General features: G+C 32.5%; 20 protein-coding genes. 2 read left to right on the forward strand and 18 right to left on the reverse strand.

Features of this window, described 5'->3' with window-relative positions:
* Positions 1-34 precede the first annotated feature (34 nt).
* Genes hrpB through coaD form a run of 4 tightly spaced genes read right to left on the reverse strand, consistent with a single transcriptional unit; the run spans position 35 to position 5,562 of the window.
* Positions 35-2,626, reverse strand: a complete 2,592-nt coding sequence (gene hrpB, locus GCL57_RS03720) for an ATP-dependent helicase HrpB (protein WP_152211934.1) — start codon at positions 2,624-2,626, stop codon at positions 35-37.
* A 12-nt stretch (positions 2,627-2,638) separates the two neighbouring features.
* On the reverse strand, positions 2,639-3,424 hold the full coding sequence (locus tag GCL57_RS03725; RefSeq protein ID WP_152211935.1) for a TatD family hydrolase: 786 nt from the start codon (positions 3,422-3,424) through the stop codon (positions 2,639-2,641).
* 14 nt (positions 3,425-3,438) lie between these two features.
* Complete coding sequence (locus GCL57_RS03730; protein WP_152211936.1) at positions 3,439-4,602, reverse strand: acyl-CoA dehydrogenase family protein; 1,164 nt, start codon at positions 4,600-4,602, stop codon at positions 3,439-3,441.
* A gap of 18 nt (positions 4,603-4,620) precedes the next feature.
* Positions 4,621-5,562, reverse strand: a complete 942-nt coding sequence (gene coaD / locus GCL57_RS03735) for a pantetheine-phosphate adenylyltransferase (RefSeq protein WP_152211937.1) — start codon at positions 5,560-5,562, stop codon at positions 4,621-4,623.
* Between the two features lie 187 nt (positions 5,563-5,749).
* On the opposite strand from coaD, the gene GCL57_RS03740 reads away from it, so the two are divergent.
* On the forward strand, positions 5,750-6,247 hold the full coding sequence (locus GCL57_RS03740; RefSeq protein ID WP_152211938.1) for a DNA-binding transcriptional response regulator: 498 nt from the start codon (positions 5,750-5,752) through the stop codon (positions 6,245-6,247).
* 31 nt (positions 6,248-6,278) lie between these two features.
* Here the strand turns inward: GCL57_RS03740 and GCL57_RS03745 are convergent, their stop codons facing one another.
* The 13 genes from GCL57_RS03745 to GCL57_RS03810 form a co-directional block, all read right to left on the reverse strand.
* On the reverse strand, positions 6,279-6,713 hold the full coding sequence (locus GCL57_RS03745; RefSeq protein ID WP_152211939.1) for a hypothetical protein: 435 nt from the start codon (positions 6,711-6,713) through the stop codon (positions 6,279-6,281).
* Between the two features lie 33 nt (positions 6,714-6,746).
* Positions 6,747-7,187, reverse strand: a complete 441-nt coding sequence (locus GCL57_RS03750; RefSeq protein WP_152211940.1) for a hypothetical protein — start codon at positions 7,185-7,187, stop codon at positions 6,747-6,749.
* 221 nt (positions 7,188-7,408) lie between these two features.
* Positions 7,409-8,284: an N-acetylmuramic acid 6-phosphate etherase gene (locus GCL57_RS03755; protein ID WP_152211941.1), complete on the reverse strand. Its 876-nt coding sequence runs from the start codon at positions 8,282-8,284 to the stop codon at positions 7,409-7,411.
* A gap of 5 nt (positions 8,285-8,289) precedes the next feature.
* Positions 8,290-8,754, reverse strand: coding sequence for a hypothetical protein (locus tag GCL57_RS03760; RefSeq protein ID WP_152211942.1), 465 nt, complete (start codon positions 8,752-8,754; stop codon positions 8,290-8,292).
* Entirely contained in the window at positions 8,726-9,082 is a 357-nt protein-coding gene (locus GCL57_RS03765; protein WP_152211943.1) for a hypothetical protein, read from the reverse strand. The genes GCL57_RS03760 and GCL57_RS03765 overlap by 29 nt, the downstream gene beginning before the upstream one ends.
* Before the next feature lie 84 nt (positions 9,083-9,166).
* Entirely contained in the window at positions 9,167-10,018 is an 852-nt protein-coding gene (locus GCL57_RS03770; RefSeq protein WP_161597583.1) for a ribonuclease HII, read from the reverse strand.
* 47 nt (positions 10,019-10,065) lie between these two features.
* Positions 10,066-10,407, reverse strand: coding sequence for a thioredoxin (gene trxA / locus GCL57_RS03775; protein WP_152211945.1), 342 nt, complete (start codon positions 10,405-10,407; stop codon positions 10,066-10,068).
* A gap of 94 nt (positions 10,408-10,501) precedes the next feature.
* On the reverse strand, positions 10,502-11,401 hold the full coding sequence (gene rapZ, locus GCL57_RS03780; protein WP_152211946.1) for an RNase adapter RapZ: 900 nt from the start codon (positions 11,399-11,401) through the stop codon (positions 10,502-10,504).
* Positions 11,398-11,865, reverse strand: coding sequence for a PTS sugar transporter subunit IIA (locus tag GCL57_RS03785; RefSeq protein ID WP_152211947.1), 468 nt, complete (start codon positions 11,863-11,865; stop codon positions 11,398-11,400). Before GCL57_RS03785 ends, rapZ begins: the two co-directional genes overlap by 4 nt.
* A 324-nt stretch (positions 11,866-12,189) precedes the next feature.
* Positions 12,190-12,633, reverse strand: coding sequence for an HPF/RaiA family ribosome-associated protein (locus GCL57_RS03795; protein ID WP_152211948.1), 444 nt, complete (start codon positions 12,631-12,633; stop codon positions 12,190-12,192).
* 164 nt (positions 12,634-12,797) lie between these two features.
* A complete protein-coding gene (rpoN, locus tag GCL57_RS03800; RefSeq protein ID WP_152211949.1) occupies positions 12,798-14,213 on the reverse strand; it encodes an RNA polymerase factor sigma-54 in 1,416 nt (471 codons plus the stop codon).
* Positions 14,214-14,227: 14 nt separating this feature from the next.
* Positions 14,228-15,109 (reverse strand): flagellin N-terminal helical domain-containing protein, encoded by an 882-nt coding sequence (locus tag GCL57_RS03805; RefSeq protein ID WP_152211950.1) that lies wholly within the window; start codon positions 15,107-15,109, stop codon positions 14,228-14,230.
* A 32-nt stretch (positions 15,110-15,141) separates the two neighbouring features.
* Complete coding sequence (locus tag GCL57_RS03810) at positions 15,142-15,990, reverse strand: flagellin N-terminal helical domain-containing protein (protein ID WP_152211951.1); 849 nt, start codon at positions 15,988-15,990, stop codon at positions 15,142-15,144.
* A 407-nt stretch (positions 15,991-16,397) separates the two neighbouring features.
* Here GCL57_RS03810 and GCL57_RS03815 point away from each other — a divergent pair, with 407 nt between their 5' ends.
* Positions 16,398-17,570, forward strand: coding sequence for a pyridoxal phosphate-dependent aminotransferase (locus tag GCL57_RS03815; RefSeq protein WP_152211952.1), 1,173 nt, complete (start codon positions 16,398-16,400; stop codon positions 17,568-17,570).
* 100 nt (positions 17,571-17,670) lie between these two features.
* Here the strand turns inward: GCL57_RS03815 and GCL57_RS03820 are convergent, their stop codons facing one another.
* Complete coding sequence (locus GCL57_RS03820; RefSeq protein WP_152211953.1) at positions 17,671-19,122, reverse strand: pyridoxal phosphate-dependent decarboxylase family protein; 1,452 nt, start codon at positions 19,120-19,122, stop codon at positions 17,671-17,673.
* Positions 19,123-19,379 lie beyond the last annotated feature (257 nt).

The raw sequence follows: 19,379 nt of genomic DNA on the forward strand, positions 1-19,379 counted from the left end.
TTTTATCAGAAAAATAAAATAAACTATTTTAATATCATTTTCTTTTTCTTCTCATTACATACTCTGGAGGTTCAGCCGTTTTTGGATCATCTGGCCAAGAGTGTCGAGGATATTTACGGGATAATTCTTTTTTAATTTCTAAGTAACCTCTTGCCCAGAATCCTGCTAAATCGGTTGTTACTTGCACTGCTTGCATATTTGGAGCTAGCAAATGCACAACTAAAGGAATTGATTCTTTACAAATTCGCGGAGTCTGTAAAGTACCAAAAAAATCTTGTAGACGTGAAGCTACCCAAGGAGGCTTATCCTCTTCATAGTTTATTTTTACTTTTCGTCCTTTGCCAATGACAATATGGCTAGGAAAAAATTCATTTAATAGCTTTTTTGTTTCGTACGGTAACAGTTCATCTAAATAATCTTCAAGATCTTTATCTAAAATTTCATCAAAACTTTTTTTATTTTCACATATATGGCATAATAAAAGTTTAAAATCTTCATCTGAAAAATTTGGTGTATATATCGTAAGATCAGCTAATTTTGCAAGTCCAATGCGTTTTGTTAAATATCGAAGTGCATTGTCATCTTCAAACGGTTTAGGCCAAGCAGAAGCCAGTTCTTTTAATAGTATTTCTTCATGTTTATTTGTGTGTTGTCTAATGGGGATTTCTTCTAAAGTGAGTTTTCCGTAAAGAGTTTTTTTTGATGAGCGAACTCTTTGAGCATTTTCATCCCAAATATAATCTTCACTTTCTTGAATGAAATAGGCAGGAGCTGCAATAAGAATTTCAGGATTAATTCCGTGGCAAATTCTTATTTGAGTAGAATTTGCTTGGGATAAAGCTTGAGTTGACTCTTCGGCATCTATTGCAATTAAAAACTCGGAATCTTGCACAACGCTTGATTGTGACAAAAATGCTCCACCACCAAGGCATAAATTTAGTTCTTTTTTGCCAGATAAATTCACTTTATTTTGTTTTCTAATTTGACAAACTCTATCTGGATATCCCATTAAAATTATATAGCTTAAATCATCAATACTCACCGGTTTAAAGCAATCTGTAAATTTTATTTTGTTTTGCTGACAGAGGTGTCTAATATGCGTTTCCACTCTTTTTAGAGACTGAGTCTCTATTATGCTTTTCTCAAACAGGGAATATTCATTTTTTAAAACATAATTCTTTATTAAATTAAATTGAAAATAAAGATCGGATTCTCCAACGTCAGGTGCTTGTATGCCTCTTTTTAAAATGGATCCCTCATTTATTAGAGAAACGATAACAATAGCTTGAGAGAAAATATTTTTTGAATGAGCCTCATATAAAATTCGTCCGAGCCTTGGGTGCAAGGGGTATTGAGCAATTTCAATACCTATTTTTGTGATATTATTATTCTCGTCGAAAGCATTTAGAAATTGTAATAATGCTGAGCAGGAGTGCAGAATATTTTGAGGTGGAGCGTCAAACCATGGAAATGAAAAATGAGTGTTTGTATTTTTTAATTTCAGTTTTTTTTCAATAATTTTCATTTCAAGCAGTGTTTGCGTGAGATCGACTCTCTGAATTTCTGGTTTTTGAAAAGTAGGGCGCATTTGAAAATCAAATGAGGTATATAATCGTTTTGCAATACCTGCTTGGGTGCGACCTGCTCGTCCTGAACGTTGAATGCAGGAGGATTGACTGATGGGCAGTGTGTCTAAAGTTGGCAAACCGCTCCAACTTGCATGCCCCGCTATTTTTGCTAGACCGCAATCAATCACTCCTGTGACTCCTTCGATTGTGACAGAGGTTTCCGCCACATTTGTCGATAAAATAATTTTTCTTTTTTCAGATGTTCTAAAGACTTTTTGTTGTTCTACTGGAGAGAGATCTGCCTTGAGTTGGAAAATAATTGCATTGTATTTATTTGCGAGATTTTTAATATTTTCATGTGTTTTTTGGATTTCGTACGCACCACTTAAAAAGACAAGAATATCACCTGAATATTTTGGATTATTTAATAAACTTTCTATTGCATCATAAATTAAATTGGGAAGCTTTTTATGTAATAAATTGGCTTCTAGATGTTCAATTTCAATTGGAAAAGTTCTTCCGAGAGAGGAATGAACTTTCGCATTTGGCAAGTAATTTTGTAAGCCAAAAGTATCAAGAGTTGCAGACATAATAATAAGTTTTAAATCGGGACGAATGCTTTTTTGCAATAAATTTACAAGCATGAGAGCAATATCAGTATGGACATGTCGTTCATGAAATTCATCAATAATAACGCAAGAAATATCTTTAAGTTCAGGATCTTCTAGTATGAGTCTAGAAAAAATTCCTTCGGTTATGTATTTTACTCGAGTTCTTGCTGATTCGCATTTATCATAACGAACATGGTAGCCTATTGTTTCTCCACACTGCTCGCCAATTTCGTGAGCAACTCTTTCTGCGGAAAGACGTGCCGCTAGGCGACGTGGCTCAAGCACAAGAATTGTTTTTTTTGTTACATTAATAAGTGCTACTGGAATTCGAGTTGTTTTTCCTGCCCCAGGTGTTGCTTGAACTATCAAAGAGTTTTCTAATTGAAAATCAGCTATAAGAGCAGGCAGCAATTCATCTGTTGGAAGTTTTCCATTTTTTTCTGACATAATTAAAAAACCTTAGTCAGGTGAGCGCAGTCTATAAAAAAGAGTTTCAGCATTGTGTGCTGTTACTTTTGCGAAATTTTCAGAATTAATATTTCTTAACTTAGCAATAAACTCGCAGGTGTGAAGAATATGTGATGGTTCATTGGTTTTTCCTCTTAAAGGAACAGGCGATAAATAAGGACTGTCTGTTTCAATTAAGATTCTATTTTCAGGAATATATTTAGCAACTTCTTGTAAATCGATTGCGTTTTTAAAAGTAACAATTCCAGAGAAAGATAAATAAAAATCTTCTGCAAGATAATCTTTGGCCTCGCTCAATGTTCCTGTAAAGCAGTGAATTACACCTTTTAAGCCTTTCTTTGCAAATTGTTTTATTCTTGAATAAACATCTGTATGTGTTTCTCTCATATGAACAACTATAGGTAAATTTAATTCGAGTGCCATTTGTAAAAAGTATTCAAAACATTCTATTTGTTTGCCCATTGGGGATAGGGTGTAATGTCCATCAAGTCCAATTTCACCTATTCCTACAATTTTTTGATTGTTTAGAGCAATGGGGCGAATTTTTTCTGCTTCTTCAATTGTAAATTGACTTGCATCGTGTGGTTGAATACCTAATGTTGCATATAAAATTTCTGAAGTTTTGATCTGTTCTTGTGCAAGAGTTATAGTTGCAGGATCATATGCAATATTTATTATTTTTTGCACCCCACATGCTTTTGCTCGTTCAATTATTTCTGGTAAATTATTTTTGAGTTTATCTGAAACAAGATGGCAATGGGTATCAATTAATTGCATAAATACAAAATCCTTTACTCAAAGGCAGCAATTCCTGTGAGCTGTTGTCCTACAATCAGTAGATGAATATCGTTGGTACCTTCATATGTATAAACTGATTCTAAATTGCACATATGGCGCATGCAACGGTATTCTCCACTGATTCCGTTCGCTCCTAAAATGTCACGCGTTGTTCTAGCACAGTCGAGCGCAATTTGTACGTTATTTTGTTTGCCCATACTAATTTGAGCAGGTTTTATTTTTTTATTTTGTTTGAGTTTTGCAAGTTGAAGAGCAACTAAATTCCCTTTTGCTATTTCTGTTGACATAATTGCTAATTTTCTTTGAATGAGTTGGAATGATGCCAATGGTTTTTTAAACATAATACGTTCTTTAGTGTAATTTAGAGCTTCATTTAAACAATCTTCTGCTGCTCCAAGCACACCAAAAACAATACCAAATCGTGCTTGATTTAAACACATAAGTGCATTCTTTATTCCGACTGTTTTTTCAAGTATATTCTCTTTTGGGATTTTGCAATTGTCGAAAAAAAGAGATCCTGTTTTAGATGCTCTAAGACTTAATTTATGGTGGATCTCAGGGGTTGAAAATCCTTTAGCTCCTTTTTCGACTAAAAAGCCCCGTATACCATTTTCTGTTTGTGCCCAAACAATAGCAATATCTGCAATGGGAGCGTTTGTTATCCATGTTTTTGAGCCATTTATGACCCAATGTTCACCCTCTTTTTTTGCAAATGTTTTCATGCCAGCAGGATCTGAACCAAAATCAGGTTCGGTCAAACCAAAACAGCCAATGCATTCTCCTGCAGCCATTTTAGGTAAAAAATATTTTTTTTGTTCTTCTGAACCAAATGCATAAATAGCGTACATAGCAAGACTGCTTTGTACGCTTGCAAAACTACGTAAGCCGCTATCACCCCGCTCAAGTTCTTTCATGATGATTCCATAAGAAATTTCATCGAGACCTGCGCAGCCATAGCCATGTAAATTGGAACCAAGTAAACCTAATTTTCCCATTTCCTTAATTAATTCTTTTGGGAAATGACCTTTCTCAAAATTATCAGTGATATTTGGTAAAAAATTATTTTTTACAAATTTTTGCACTGTTTCTTTAATTAATATTTGTGAGTCATCTAATTCTTGAAAGGCGTCTAAGAAATCTGTTGCAAGAATATCCATGGATCAATCCTTTAAATATTATTTTTTAATATTTTCATATGCAAGTGTGACATCTACTTCATTAAATAGTTTTACAGAAGTTCTTCCTAAATTTTTTGCTAAAGAAAGAACGTATGCAACTCCTGAATCTACATCTGAGGGAAAAATAGCATCTTGTTCAATACAGTATGATAAAATTGCCCACAATTGATTGACTTCATTTTTGGGATATATCTTTTTTTCTTTAATTTCATCTTTTAAGCGTGCACCATTTTGTTTTAAAAAAGAATCAACTAATTTTGAAGTTTTCACCATGACAGATCGAGAAATGCGCACAATGCGATGAACAAGTGAAGAGAATAGAAGTTGTAAGCACTCTGAAAGATCCGTTTCACTTAAATTAGATGCATCTACGTCAAAGCGATGGGTAGAACACACTTCAATGAGATCAAAAATTTGACCTAAGACGCGCACCCAATTGAGCATCAACGCCTGTGCAACAAATTTCGATCCCACCGATTTAACGTGAGGTTTTCCAACGACTGTTTTTACGTAGGTTGAAGAACAATGCAGAAGCCTTGGCGGGCACATGATAGCCCATGTTTGAATTTTTGGGTTAATCGCTTGGTTTGAAAAGTAAAGATTAAACTCAGCCTCGAAATCGGTGGTTGAGCGAAGGCCACGAATAAGGTGTTCAATTTCATTTTCTTTTGCATAGTCAGCTACGAGTCCTTCTTGGGAATTGACTATGACTCTATCACCTATATGAAAGGGTGGATCGAGTGCCCACCAGTCTGAAAAAGGATCAATAGAATGAGCGATAACTCTTGCCCTGACTTCAGGTTTTAACAAGCTTTGTTTAGCTGGGTTGATTGCTGAGATAACATGTACGCAATCAAAAACCTCAAGAGCAGAATCGAGTACAAATTGATGACCAAAAGTCCATGGGTCAAAGGATCCAGCATATACAGAAGATTTCATAGTTCACTCTTCATTTTTAATTTCATTCAAAGCAAGACAAAAATAAAGTTTTATCTTGATATGCCAAAGATGTGGCACGGAAAACCACTGGAGGAATTTAACCCCTTCTTTCATAATTGAGCAAGGATTCAAAATAAAATATCATTACTGAGAAAGCAAATTTAATAAAGACAAGGTAAGGGTGTGTATGAAAAAAATACTTTTTTTTGAAAATAGCCCTGCGCTGCAGAGAGCATTTCGGATACTATTTTCAAATATTGATGTTTATGATATTCATTTCGTAGAAAGTAGAGAAAAATTTGAGTTATGTCTAAAAGATGATATTTTTGATTTGATTGTGTCACATATTGATAAATTATTTACAGATGAAAAAATCAATATAAAAAAGAAAAATTGGAGCCATGAAAGTATATTACTAATGTATGAAAATGGCGATAATATTTCGCATATTCAAGCAGATGGTTACGTTAACTTTATAGAAAAACCATTTGATGGTGCAACTTTTATTAATAAAGTTAACTTCATATTAGGTATTGATGATAATATTCCAACAAAAGAATTTCTTTCTCCAACTAAAGAAGTAGAAGAGTTTATAAAAGAAAAAGTTGAAAAATGGTTAATTGAGACAGCTCCTCAATATGCAAAAGAGGTGATTAGAGAAGAGATTTTAAAATTGATAAATTAAATTTCAAAAGATTTTCAACTGAGCATAGCGACTAATTATCTCTTAATACTACTAAATTAAAGGGGAGATTATTTTTGCAAAGCTGATAACCAGGCATTACTGTAAAATTATTTAATTTTGGATTTCCTTTTGCAAACCGATACCAAGAATCACTTCTTGCTTCTCCTGGCTGTGCGTAATAATTATCACCGCAAATTTTTTCAATCACTTCATAATTATTGTCATCTATAAAAAAGAAGTTTTTTTCAAGTCTTGCTTTAGGGAAAAAAATATAAGGTGAACAAATACCAAAGCTTTGAATACCATTTACTTCAAGATAACTTCCATTTGGATTCATTACCCAATACCAAAAGGATATATCATTTTTAGATACGCAGTATACGAACCTCTTTTCAATTTCATTCGCGTAAAGATTTGAGCTAACTAATATCGATAGGACAAATAAATATTTTCTTAAATTTGGCATGTTTTTACATTCCTTTTCAGATAATTTTTTTAACTAATTATTGCTTTGATCAAAGCTTGGAATAAATGAGCAATAGTCCCTCGGAGCATATACAAGCCTATTCCCATACATTGCAATAGAATCGGAATATTTGAATTTGGGATTAAGTGAAGCACCCCAAATATAGAATATGGAATCTTCATTTTTATCAAACCTAAAATAATATTCATCTAAAACTGGAATAAGAATTGGCCATCGAAGGATTGATACACAAAATGTATTTCCTATTTGCTTATTTTTAATTGAATAGGTGCTTCCTACTCCTAGAGTAGTAGAGCAATTGCGACTTCCGTTGGTTGCAGTATCCATGTCAATTTGGCAAATACGTGCGACAAATGCGGTTCCAAGAGCAAAATCAAAGTTTACTTCAATTGCGTTTGAAGATAAGCTTGGTAACATGATAGTACTTAATAGAATTAAAAATTTTTTTTTCATAATACTCCTATAATATTTTTAGTTGCCATAGATAAAATTTAAAATCAAGTAATTTTTTTGTATTTTTTACTTAATTTTATGATAATATACTATGAATAATGGAATGGTACTCTATTAAATTATGTTATTTAGATTAATTTTTTAGAAGAAATAAAAAATTTTATTTTTTTAATAGTTGTAAATCGATAATTTTTAATTATTTATTTGTAATTAAATAAAATTTACTTATCTAAACACTTTCTTAAATTTCCATCATTTTCTTTTAATAATTTCTCTGCAGTTTTTAAATTTTTATATTTAATAAAAACACAGGCTAACTTTGCATTTCCCTTGCATTTTTCAATTGCCGCAAGCGCTGTTTCATTATCAACTTTACAGATATCTGAAACCATATTAACGCTTCTTTTAATGAGTTTTGCATTTGTTGCATTCAAGTCAACCATATAAGAATCATATACATGATGTAAGCGTATCATAATTGTTGTTGTTATCATGTTTAATAAAATCTTTTGCGCTGTGCCTGCTTTCATACGAGTAGAGCCTGTGATGACTTCAGCTCCGGTATCAATAAAAAGTTTAATAAGGGCTTCATTTAGGAGGGGTGTGTTTGCAGTTGAGGAAATACCAATGGTTAAAGCTCCTGCTAAATTTGCTTCGCGCAAAACTCCAAGAGTAAATGGAGTTCTTCCGCTGGCTGCTAAACAAATAATAATATCTTTTCGATTTACTTTAATTTTTTTTGCTTCTTTTTCTCCATTTTCAATATTATCTTCGGCATTTTCAACTGCTTCAGTAAGTGCTTTAGGGCCTCCAGCAAGCAAGAACATTGTTTTATCTTTTGGCCAAGAAAATGTTGGGAAAAGCTCAGAACACTCCTGTGCTGCAATGCGTCCAGAAGTCCCTGCGCCAGCAAAAATAAGTCTGCCCCCAGCTTTTAACAAGGGAATGGATTTAGTAACAACAAGATCAATTTCTTCTATGACATTTTCAATAACGGATACTGCATTTAATTGAGATTCTAATATTGCTTGGAGAATATCTTTTGTTTCCCATAAATCAATATTATTATATCTTTCTGATTTTTTTTCCGTATTCATATTTTTTACTTTACTATTTTAAAAGTTTTTTTATTTTTGCTTTTAGCAGCGTTCTCAATATCTTGTTCAATAATATACTTTCTCATTTGTATAGACAATTCATCCATAAAGTTTTGTGTAGCTAAAATGCTTTTTTGGATTTTTTCTTTACCAAAAAGTTCAGTCATTTGCCGAATAAACTCATCTGCAAACGCAGCCTGTAGTAACAAAAGTCCAGAAAGCTCTTGAATAAAGAACTCCTCTTGTACTTTAAAGGCTTTTAATACAGATTGCAGATGATTCACTGATATTGTTTGTCTTGAAGCTTCTTCATTGAGAGAGAACCAAATGGACCAATTTCTTTGATCTGTTTGCTTGTGATACGAAATGCAAACCTGCATATTCTCTTCGTTGGAAAAGGTTAGATAGGCTTTATTATCAAGCGACATACGTTCAAACACTTCAAGAATGTTGTGAATTTCTGGTAGCATGAAGGGCCTTCTTTTCTGCTGAATTTAGACTGTTATTGAGCGCTTCACGAATCGTTTGTCTTAAAAATTCTTTTGTAATCTCAATGGCATCTTGAATGATTGAAAGGTCTTCTTTTGTGTAGGTATCTGATTCTTTGTCTGAGTTGATACAACGGAAACATTGTTCTTGAATATTATATAAATAAGTCAATTTGCTTGTATATAGCTCGTATCTCAAATCAAGTGTGAGATCCGTGTCATCAATAGGAGCGCATATTTCTCCTGCTAGCTCTCTATAAAGCTCGTATGAGACATCAATTTTAATTGAATTTGCGCTTTGCTTTACCACTAAAAACCCCTTAAATATCAATTATTTATATGAAATTGATATGTTCTACCTTCTTTGAAGATATCGGAGTCTGTACTCAATTCTTTAGAAAAGTGTGGAAGATAGGTAGTTTTTTAGAAAGCTTGTGCGATGGATTGGGCTAATACCGATCTGTTGTATGAGACTGAGATGTTTTGGAGTGCCGTAGCCCTTATGATTAGAAAAACCATAAGTAGGGTATTGAAAGTCCTGTTTTTCCATACAAGTATCTCGATAAACTTTAGCAATAATACTTGAAAACCCTACGCTTACAAAAAGATCGTCTGCTTTAATGACCGTTATTTGTAAATTATTTATAAATTTTAATGGAAGTTTTATAGAATGATTACCATCCATTAAGATCACTGCAGAAGATAATATAGAGTTTTTAACAGTCTCATTTAAATGCGTTCTTTCATTCAATAGAATGAGTGCGCGTGCTGCGGCCAGTTGCACTGAGTTCCAGATATTATAATTATCGATTTCATTTGCGGTGACTTCTCCTAAGGCGAATGAAATGCATTCAAACGCTGCGGAGCTTTTTCTTTCAAAATCTTTACCAATATTTTCATATTGATCTAAATAAATGTGTTTCTTATTTTTTGAAATAAATATTTCTTCTGGATTATTAGGAAAATTACATTCCACAGGTATAGATTCAAAAGAATAATTATATTCATAAATAATTTTTTGAAAACAAGCTTTTCTTTTTTTCTCTGAGATTTTTTTACTGTCTTTAATTTCAGAAAGCCATTCTTGTTTTTTAAAGGAATATTGCTTTAATCTGTCTTTTAAAATCCATAAGCTTGCGCAGCTAACGACCGAGCCTGCAACACAGCCACGACCGACTTCATCAATAGCTATAAATGCTGAAAATTCGTCTTTAGAACTGAATTCTGTAGAAAGAATTTTCAGCAAAATATCTTCATTTTTAAACCGATTTTTTTGTAAATTCATTTTAATAATTAATGAGATTCACTGTTATGAAGGGCTTCAATTTGGTTTAAAATGACTTTTTTAGGTTGGTTGCCAACAAGCTCTGCAACTTTTTGTCCATCTTTTACAAAAGCAAGAAATGGAATGTTACGAATGTTAAATTTTGCCGCAAGTTGTGGATTTTCTTCAACATTTACTTTGCAAACTTTGATTTTATCTTTGTGCTCATCAGCTATTTGTTCAAGAATTGGTGCGAGCGCAAGGCATGGACCACACCAATCAGCCCAAAAGTCTACAAGAACTGGAATTTTGCTTTCAAGCACTTCGGTTTGAAAGTTTTTATCTGTAATTTTTGATACTAAGTCGGACATGGGATTCCCTTTCTAATTATTGGCTCAAAACGTTTAAGAACCATACCCATAAGTTGTATCGGCTGACAGTCTTGGTCAAGGGGGAAGGAGCGATTTACTCAAGTTCGGCATGGCGATGTTCAACATTTACGAAAGGGAGAGTCTCGCGGAATATCCGAGCGAGTTCTTCAGAAATGGCTACGCTTCGGTGTTTTCCTCCTGTGCAGCCAATGCCAATTGAAAAGTAATGTTTTCCTTCATCCAGATATAGAGGATACAGAAATTGAATGAGATCAACAACTTTATCTATAAAAGGTTGCACACGATTGTCAGAAAAAACATAATTTTTGACAGAGGGATCAAGTCCTGTTAACTCGCGTAAATGAGACTCATAATGAGGATTTTTAAAACAGCGAACATCAAAAATGGTGTCGAGATCATTTGGTGAGTTATATTTAAATCCGAATGAAACGATATTAAGTAAGAGATGTTTTTTAAGATCTGATAATGCAAAATGATTGTGTAGAAATCTTTTTAAATTTTGTGTAGACATATTTGAAGTGTCTAATATGCGATTTGCAAGATTTTTTATTGGTTCTAAAGTAACGATATCAAGATTTATTGCCTCAATTAAACTCAACCGAGGTTCATTTGTATTTAAAGGATGTTGTCTTCTCGTTTCACGAAATCTTTTAATGACAACATCGTCTGAAGCTTTTAAATACAGAATTTGCAAATGACATAATTCTGATAATACTTCATAGTTTTCTTGAAATGTATTTGGAATATCTTTATCGCGAGAGTCAAGGGCAAGTGCAATATGAGGGTATTTAATTTTTTCTGATTTTATAGAATCAGTAAAAGATTTTAAAAGAACTGAAGGTAAATTGTCTATACAATAATAACCTAGGTCTTCCAGTGCGTGGATTGCAATTGTTTTTCCAGATCCAGCTAAGCCAGTTACAATGACTAATTTTTTTTTATTTTGAGAATCAGTTAAAAGTATATCATTCATGGGCTCTCCAATATCTGTAATATTTCATTTAGATCTTTGGCAGCTTTCATTTTGAATCGTACATTATCAACTCTCATTGTGCGGCAAATGTCTGCCATGATTTTAAGCGAAGAAATATGTGGTTTTTTAGGTGTTTTAGGTGATAATATTACAAAAAATAAATAAGAAAGCTCAGAGTCAATTGAGCTAAATTCTATTCCGTGAGGAGAAAGAAAAAAATAGAGTTCAGTTTCTGAAATTTTATTAAGGCTTGTGTGGGGAATTGCAACGCCAAGATCAACTCCTGTACTTGCTTTTGCTTCACGTTCTTGAAGCCCCTCAAAAATTTCGTCTTCCTTAAGATTTTTTTTTATCTGCGAAATTTTATAAGCTATTTCTTTAATAACGTCTTGTTTAGAGCGTGCTTCCAGGTGAAGAGAGGTATTTTGATCTTTAATTAAATTGCGGAGAAATTCACTTGCCATGTTTAATTCACCTGCTTAACGAAGAAGAGCTTAAGATAGGTGACCTCGAAGAAGTCGTTTTGTTGATAGGTAAAAATTTCAATTCTGTCAATCTGAAGTCTTACAGCTAAATTATATTATATGATTTTTAATTTTAAAAAAAAGGGGATGGGAGGGAAAATTGAGCCCACTATTCATTAAGAAGTATTAAATTATGAAGTCAATGAAAAGATTTTAAAATTTGTAAAAGAAATTCCCACATTGGAAAGAAAGAGTTTCTTTCCAATGTGGGAGAGACGAGATGCTCAAAGAAGCACTTCTTAAAACCAAGCACTTTTAAAATTTCTAGCTCACTTTGCGAACGTGATCTTCAAAGTCAGAGACATAAAGTGTCTCATATTTATCAAAAATATTTTCATTATTTTTACTTCTAATTTTGTGTAGCCTTAAATTTGTTGCACTATAGTCAGACATTTCACTAACAGATGAAAACTCAGCACGCTTATGTCTTACTTTTTTTGAAGCTTTTCTTAATGAAGATTCAAGTTTAGTAATAACTTTGTCTATTGAATGTGCAATATCTGTTGCACTTGCATTGACACATGTACTCATTTTTCCTGCAATAACAGAAATTTTAACATGGTGTTCGATGCCATCAACACTGAAAAAAGCTCTTACTGAAGTTGTATTTGATGAAAATTTTTCTATACAATCTTGAATTTTTTCTTCTACTAATAATCTAATTAGTTTAGATTTAGGGAAATTTATAAACTGCACGTCTACTCGCATGTAACCTCCTCATAGGGATAAGGGTAGGACATTAAAAAATATTCGGAAATTACCCGCCAAAATAAATATGACTACAGCAAGATAATAAACGATATTTACTGTTTATTATCTTGCCGAAAGGTAGCATTAAATAAAACGAATGTCAATGAATTTTGGCTAATCAGTCAGAACTTTTGAATTCTTTTTGAGGATGATGAAATTCCTAAAGATTCTCTATATTTAGAGACTGTTCGGCGAGCGATTTTTATGTTTTTTTCTTTATGTATTTTTTCTGCAATTTCCTGATCAGATAAGGGCTTGTTTTTATTTTCATTTTTAATAAACTCGGCAACCTGTTGTTTTACCGCTTCATTTGTATACTCTTTACCAAAATTATTTTCGACTGATGCATTAAAAAAATATTTTAATTCAAAAATACCTCTCGGGGAATATAAATACTTTCCTGAAGTTGCTCTAGAGATAGTACTTTCATGAAGATTTAACTCTTGTGCAATAACTTTTAAGGTCATTGGCGTGAGAAAATCAACTCCATATTCAAAAAAACGAGATTGGTACTTAATGATCGTATCAACGACTTTTAAAATAGTTTTGTCACGTTCAGCCAGAGATCTTACGAGCCATTTTGCAGATTTAATATTTTCAGAAATATATTTGTAAGTTTCTTTATCATTTTTTTTGCCAATATTTTCTTTAATTTCTTTGATAAGTTTAGTATATTTTTTTGAAAGCTTTAGGCGTGGTAAATCATTTTCATTTAGACTGCAAATCCACTGACTTTCTCGTTTGTATACAAAAACATCTGGTATAATAATCTGATTTGTTTGAGAGCCAAATTGCCGAGCTGGTCTTGGATCTAAATTTGATTTTATAAAACGAAATGCATCTTTTATTTCTTCTAATGTGGTTTTTTCATTTTTAGCTATTTTTTGAAAATTCTGTTTCTGAAATTCTTCCCAATAATCAGCAAGTAATTTTTCGACAATTTTAGATTTTTTTTCAAGCTTTTTATATTGTAATAAAAGTGATTCTTGTAGACTCCGTGCACCCACACCCACTGGTTCGCATTTTTGAATGTTTTCAAGTGCAAAAATAAGATCATCAAAATGAATGGCATGATTTTCAGAAATTACTTTTATGTCTGTATTGATAAAACCATTGTCATCCATATATTGTAAAACAATATTTATACATTCTTTTTCATAAGGACTTAAGCGTAAAGTTGACATTTGATTTTCAAGAAAATCATGAATAGAAGATGTACTCGAGTTATCAGCAAATTCTCTTCTCTGATTAGACGAAGAAATATTTTCAGAACTTTTAATATCATTAAACTTTTCAAGAAAATCACTTTGATTAAAGGATTTTTGTAAAGCAAGCTTTAACTCTTCATAATGATTCCTTTGTTCAACTTCATTTGAAAACGAAGCGTCTTCAAGGCAAGGGTTTTTTTCTAATTCATTATTAACAAATTTTTCTAATTCAATTCTTCCTAGAGTCAAAACAGTAATAGAGTTTTTTAATTCTGTTGAAAGAGAAATTTTTTGGGAGGTTTTAAGTCCCTGTTTAATTTCCAAAGCCATTCATTTTTTCTCCGCTACCCTATGAGGTGCAATATGTGTTCTGGAAGTTGATTCGCTTGAGCAAGTACAGCGGTGCCTGCCGTAACAAGTATTTTACTTTGCATAAAGCGCGCACTTTCTGATCCATAATCTACATCTCTTATGCGAGATTGTGCTGCACTCAAGTTTTCACTCCCTACATCTATTGATGTTATCGTAGAGTTAAGTCGGCTTTGCAAAGCTCCAAAAGTTGCACGAGCCTTTGTAATCTTTAGCATAGAGTCATCTAAATTAGAAAATATATTTTCAGTATCTCCACCACCAATTTCATTGCCCGATTCACCTTCAATATTTAAATCTTTAAGGTTTGATAGAGATTCATTTAAATCACTTATGTCTTCAAACTTAAGTTTTATTACTTCATTTTCATTATTCGTTTCGCCATTTGCTTTTCTAAAATTGACACCAACTTGTATTGCAATATCATTTTTTTCATCCTGAGAAAAAAGACTTCTTCCATTAAATTCTGTTTGATCTTTAATTCTATTTATTTCGGAACCAAGTTCTTGAAATTCTTTGTTAAGATAACTTCTTTCGGTTGAACTCACCGTATCGCTTGCAGCTTGTGTTGTTAACTCTCTCATTCGAATAATTAAATTATTAAGTTCGCTTAATCCGCCTTCACCTGTTTGTAAAAAAGATATGCCGTCCGATGCATTTCTTTTTGCTTGTGCAAAACCGCGAATTTTAGCGCGCATTGTTTCAGATATTGCAAGACCTGCAGCATCATCAGAGGATTTATTAATTCTTAATCCAGAAGATAATTTTTCTATACTGTCACTTAATTGAGCTTCGTTTTCATTAAGTCTTCTTTGAGCAATTAAGCTTTCTACATTTGATTTAATTCTTAAACCCATGGCATTATTCCTTTTGTTAAATTTTTAAAAATTTAGCGAAGAAGTGATAAAGCCATTTCTGGGCGTTGATTTGCTTGTGAAAGAACAGCTAAACCAGCTTGGCTTAAAATGCGACTTTGGGTCATTTTTGCTGTTTCTTCAGCGAAATCTGCATCGCGTATGCGGCTATTTGCAGCCATCATATTTTCTGTTGATACTGAAATATTACTGATCGCACTGTTGAGACGAGATTGTGTTGCACCAAGAGTTGCACGCGTATTTGCAACCATATAAAGCCCAGCATCAATTTTATTTAAATTTTCTGCAATTACTTCTCTATCATCACCACCAAGAGTTGATTCTTTTAAACCTAATGTTTCACTTGTAATACCTTCTGGTGCATCTCCTAATTGTAATTTTAAAATGTCATTTGCTGTTCCGTTATAGCCTACTTGTAAAATAACTCCATTTTCAGATGATTGTGGCCCTAGTAATTTACGTCCATTAAATTCAGTTGTTTCTGATATACGATCAATTTCTTCCATTAAGTTTTGATATTCTTTATCAAGAAATCCTCTTTCTTGTGGTCCAACCGTATCAGAAGCAGACTGAACAGCGAGTTCTCTCATTCTAATTAAAATATTACTTGTTTCGTTAAGACCACCTTCTGCAACTTGAACAAGTGAAACACCATCATTGGCATTTCGTTTTGCTTGCATTAATCCTCTTGTTTTTGCTCTTAATCCTTCAGAAATTGCAAGTCCAGCAGCATCATCAGAAGATTTATTAATTCTTAATCCTGATGATAATTTTTCCATACTGGAATTCATATCCGAATTATTATTTGATAGAAATCGTTGTGCAGATAGAGATTCTACGTTGGTTCTTATGCGAAGTCCCATGACTTTTCCTCCTTGATGGTCCTAAATTTGTGTTTTTGATACACAAACGACCGTTCGCAGCACCAACCTTGGTACTTTGCGAACTTATAGGCCATTCCTCTGTTATCCATGAGGTTTCCGTGACCTATGAGGAAGGTATCGTGGGTATTTTCAGGAACTTAATAAGTAAATTGAGTAAAAAATAAAAAAATATTTTAATACAAATAATATCAATAACTTATTTTAATTTTTTTAAAATTAATTAAAATTGTTTTAATTTATAGCTCTTTTTTTTAAGAGATTAAAATAAAGAATTGTTTTTACATCAGTTTACAATCTTCTTGTAAAATTCTTGACTTTTTATCAATGATCTGGTTGTCTTTGCGATGTTCTAGTGTGTTTTTTACGTGAAATTCAGGGGTATTATAATGAACCGTCTTGACTCGATCAGTTTTGGTAAAATTGTGCAAATACGTGAACATCTTCTCAAACTTCAAGCGGGCGGAAAAAAAGTTTACCGTCTTGAATCAGGCGATCCTAGTTTTTCGATCGCACCTCATATTACAGAAGCAATAAACAAAGCTCTAAAAGATGGTAAAACTCATTATATTCCAAATGATGGAATTCCTGATTTGCGCAAAGCTTTGGCGCAAAAATTACATTTTCAAAATAATATTAAAGTAACAGAAAATGATATTTATATTACAAATGGGGCAATGCATGCTTTATTTGTTGTATTTCAGTGTATGCTTACTCAAGGTGATGAAGTTATTGTACCAGAACCTCTTTGGACTGAAATTGGTGATAATATTCGTCTTGCAGGTGGTGTGACTGTATCTGTTCCATTAACAAGAGAAAAAAATTATCAATATTCATATGAAGATATTTTGAATAAAATCACCCCAAAAACGAAAGCAATTTTTGTTAACTCTCCACAAAATCCATCTGGTGCAATTGTTCCAAAAGAAGAGCTTAAAAAAATAGCAAATCTTGCTGCTGAACGTGGACTCTGGCTTGTTGCAGATGAAGCTTATGAAGATCTTGTGTATGAAGGAGAACATTACTCCCCAGCAAGTGGGTTACAAGGTTATGACAAAGCAGTTTCATTATATTCCTTCTCAAAAACTCATGCAATGAGCGGACTCAGAGTTGGATATATTGTAACGACAAATCCATTGCTAAAGGAACGCATTCCTAAATTGTTACGATGTACTGTTAACGGTATAAATAGTATTTCTCAATGGGGCGCCTTAGCTGCTGTTACTGGTCCACGTGATCATTTAAATTATATGCTTTCTGAATATAAAATTCGTCGTGAAATTATTTATAATGCAGCGTCAGCAATTCCAGGTCTTGTTCCATTTAAACCACAAGGTGCGTTCTATTTATGGTGTGATGTTGAACCTATTCTTCTTGAAAGACTAAAAATTAAATCTGTGTCACAACTTTCTGACTTTTTAGTAGAATGTGGAATTGGCAGTGCACCTGGTGATTGCTTTGGTGAAAGCTGTGCCAATGGGATTCGTTTTGCATTTAGCTGCAGCACTGAAATGGTTACAGAAGGCGCTAAGGCTTTAAAAGAGTTTTTAACGCGGAGTTAATTTTATTTATTTAAAAAGACTAATTTAAAAAAGGCTTCAGTTAAGTGAAGCCTTTTTTGTTATGAATTCATAATGAAATCATAATGAAATCATAATGAATTCATAATGAATTCATTATGATTTCTTCTATTTTTTCAAAAATAATTTTAAGAGAAAAATCTATATTTTCAATGTGAGTGCGAAATGAGAGACATGCTATTCGTAAATATATATCGTTATTAATATTTGTTGAAGATAAAAATATGCGGCCATCCTTTTGTATTTTTTGCATAAGCATTTCGTTAAAGTCATTTATTTTTTCGGAATTTTCTGGTTGAAAACGAAAAACAACAATGGTGAGTTCGGGTTCACATAATACTTCCATTCTATTTATTTTTTTTAATTCTGAGTACAAATATTGGGCTAATAATAGTTTCTCTTCTAATGCAGCTTTAAAGGGTTCAATCCCGAATATTTTTAAAGGGAGCCACAGCCTGAGACTTCGAAAGTTTCGAGTGAGTTCTGGCGATAGGTCTGCTGGAGAAGGACACTCATTTATTGATTTACAATCTCGCATATAACTTGCTTGGGAAGAAAAAGTATTTAATAAATTTTGTTGATCTTTGACTACAATGATACCAAGGCCATAGGGCATATAGAAACTTTTATGAGGATCTAGAGTAATTGAATTTGCTGAACTTATGTTCTTAAATAGCTGTTTTCCTTTTTCTGTTAGAATAAAAAAACCACCATAAGCTGCATCGATATGCAACCATAAATTGAATTTGTTTGAAATATTTGATATTTCATCAATGGGATCAACTGAGCCAATATCGGTGCTTCCTGCCGATGCCACAATAAGCCAAGGAATGAGATTTTTATTTTTATCTTTTTCAATTTCAGATTGTAAATGATTAGGACACATTCGATATTTATTATCAATATTAATTTGACGAATATGTGCTTCGCCAAGTCCAATTGTTTTTAACGATTTAAAGATAGAATGATGTGTTTTATTTGTTACGTAAACAACTGTCCTTTCATAATCTCTGCTTTTTAAGGCAATGCTTTCTCTTGCGCTGGTAAGTGCGATGAGATTTGCCATGGATCCACCAGAGGTCAATACTCCCCCCGCAGTTTCAGGAAAGCCAATTAATTTTGCAATCCATTTTATTAAAGTATTTTCTAATTTTACAGCACCAGGAGCAGAAAAATAAACGCTTGAAAATTTATTTGTAAAGGATGCTATGTAGTCCCCTAGTACTGCGGGGTATAAATTTCCACCTGGAATATGTCCAAAAGCGTTGGATGAAAGTTGATTTACCCCGCTTTTATCAATAAATATTTTTAAAAAATTGATAACCTCTTCTATAGATTTTTTTTTATCAATAATATGAGGATCAAATTCATCACTATTAAGATCATTTTCAGAAAAATACGCGTGCGTGTTAAATTTACTATTATTAAATTCATTCTTATAAGAAAAAATAATTTTTTCTAAATTATTTTGATCATCTTCTGACATCTCAAATTCTTTAGAAATATTTCTAAATATATTGATTTGATTTAACATCTAAGTTCCTTTTTCTTGGTTGTTATTTAAAATAATATAAATAAAAATATTAATTTTCATTTATATATATAAATATTTTTTGAAATTGAAATTTATATTAACTTTTTTTAGGATTAGATGAGATAGATGTCAAAAAAATAGCATTCACTTCATGAGGGAGTGCAATGATAAAGTCTATAATCTTGACATTTTTAAGATTATCAAATACCCTAGCGCAGGTTTTAACTTCTATTCATTAAGGGTGTCATGAATATTTA

It is taken from the genome of Fluviispira multicolorata, assembly GCF_009208585.1.
Classification (GTDB): Bacteria; Bdellovibrionota_B; Oligoflexia; order Silvanigrellales; family Silvanigrellaceae; genus Silvanigrella; species Silvanigrella multicolorata.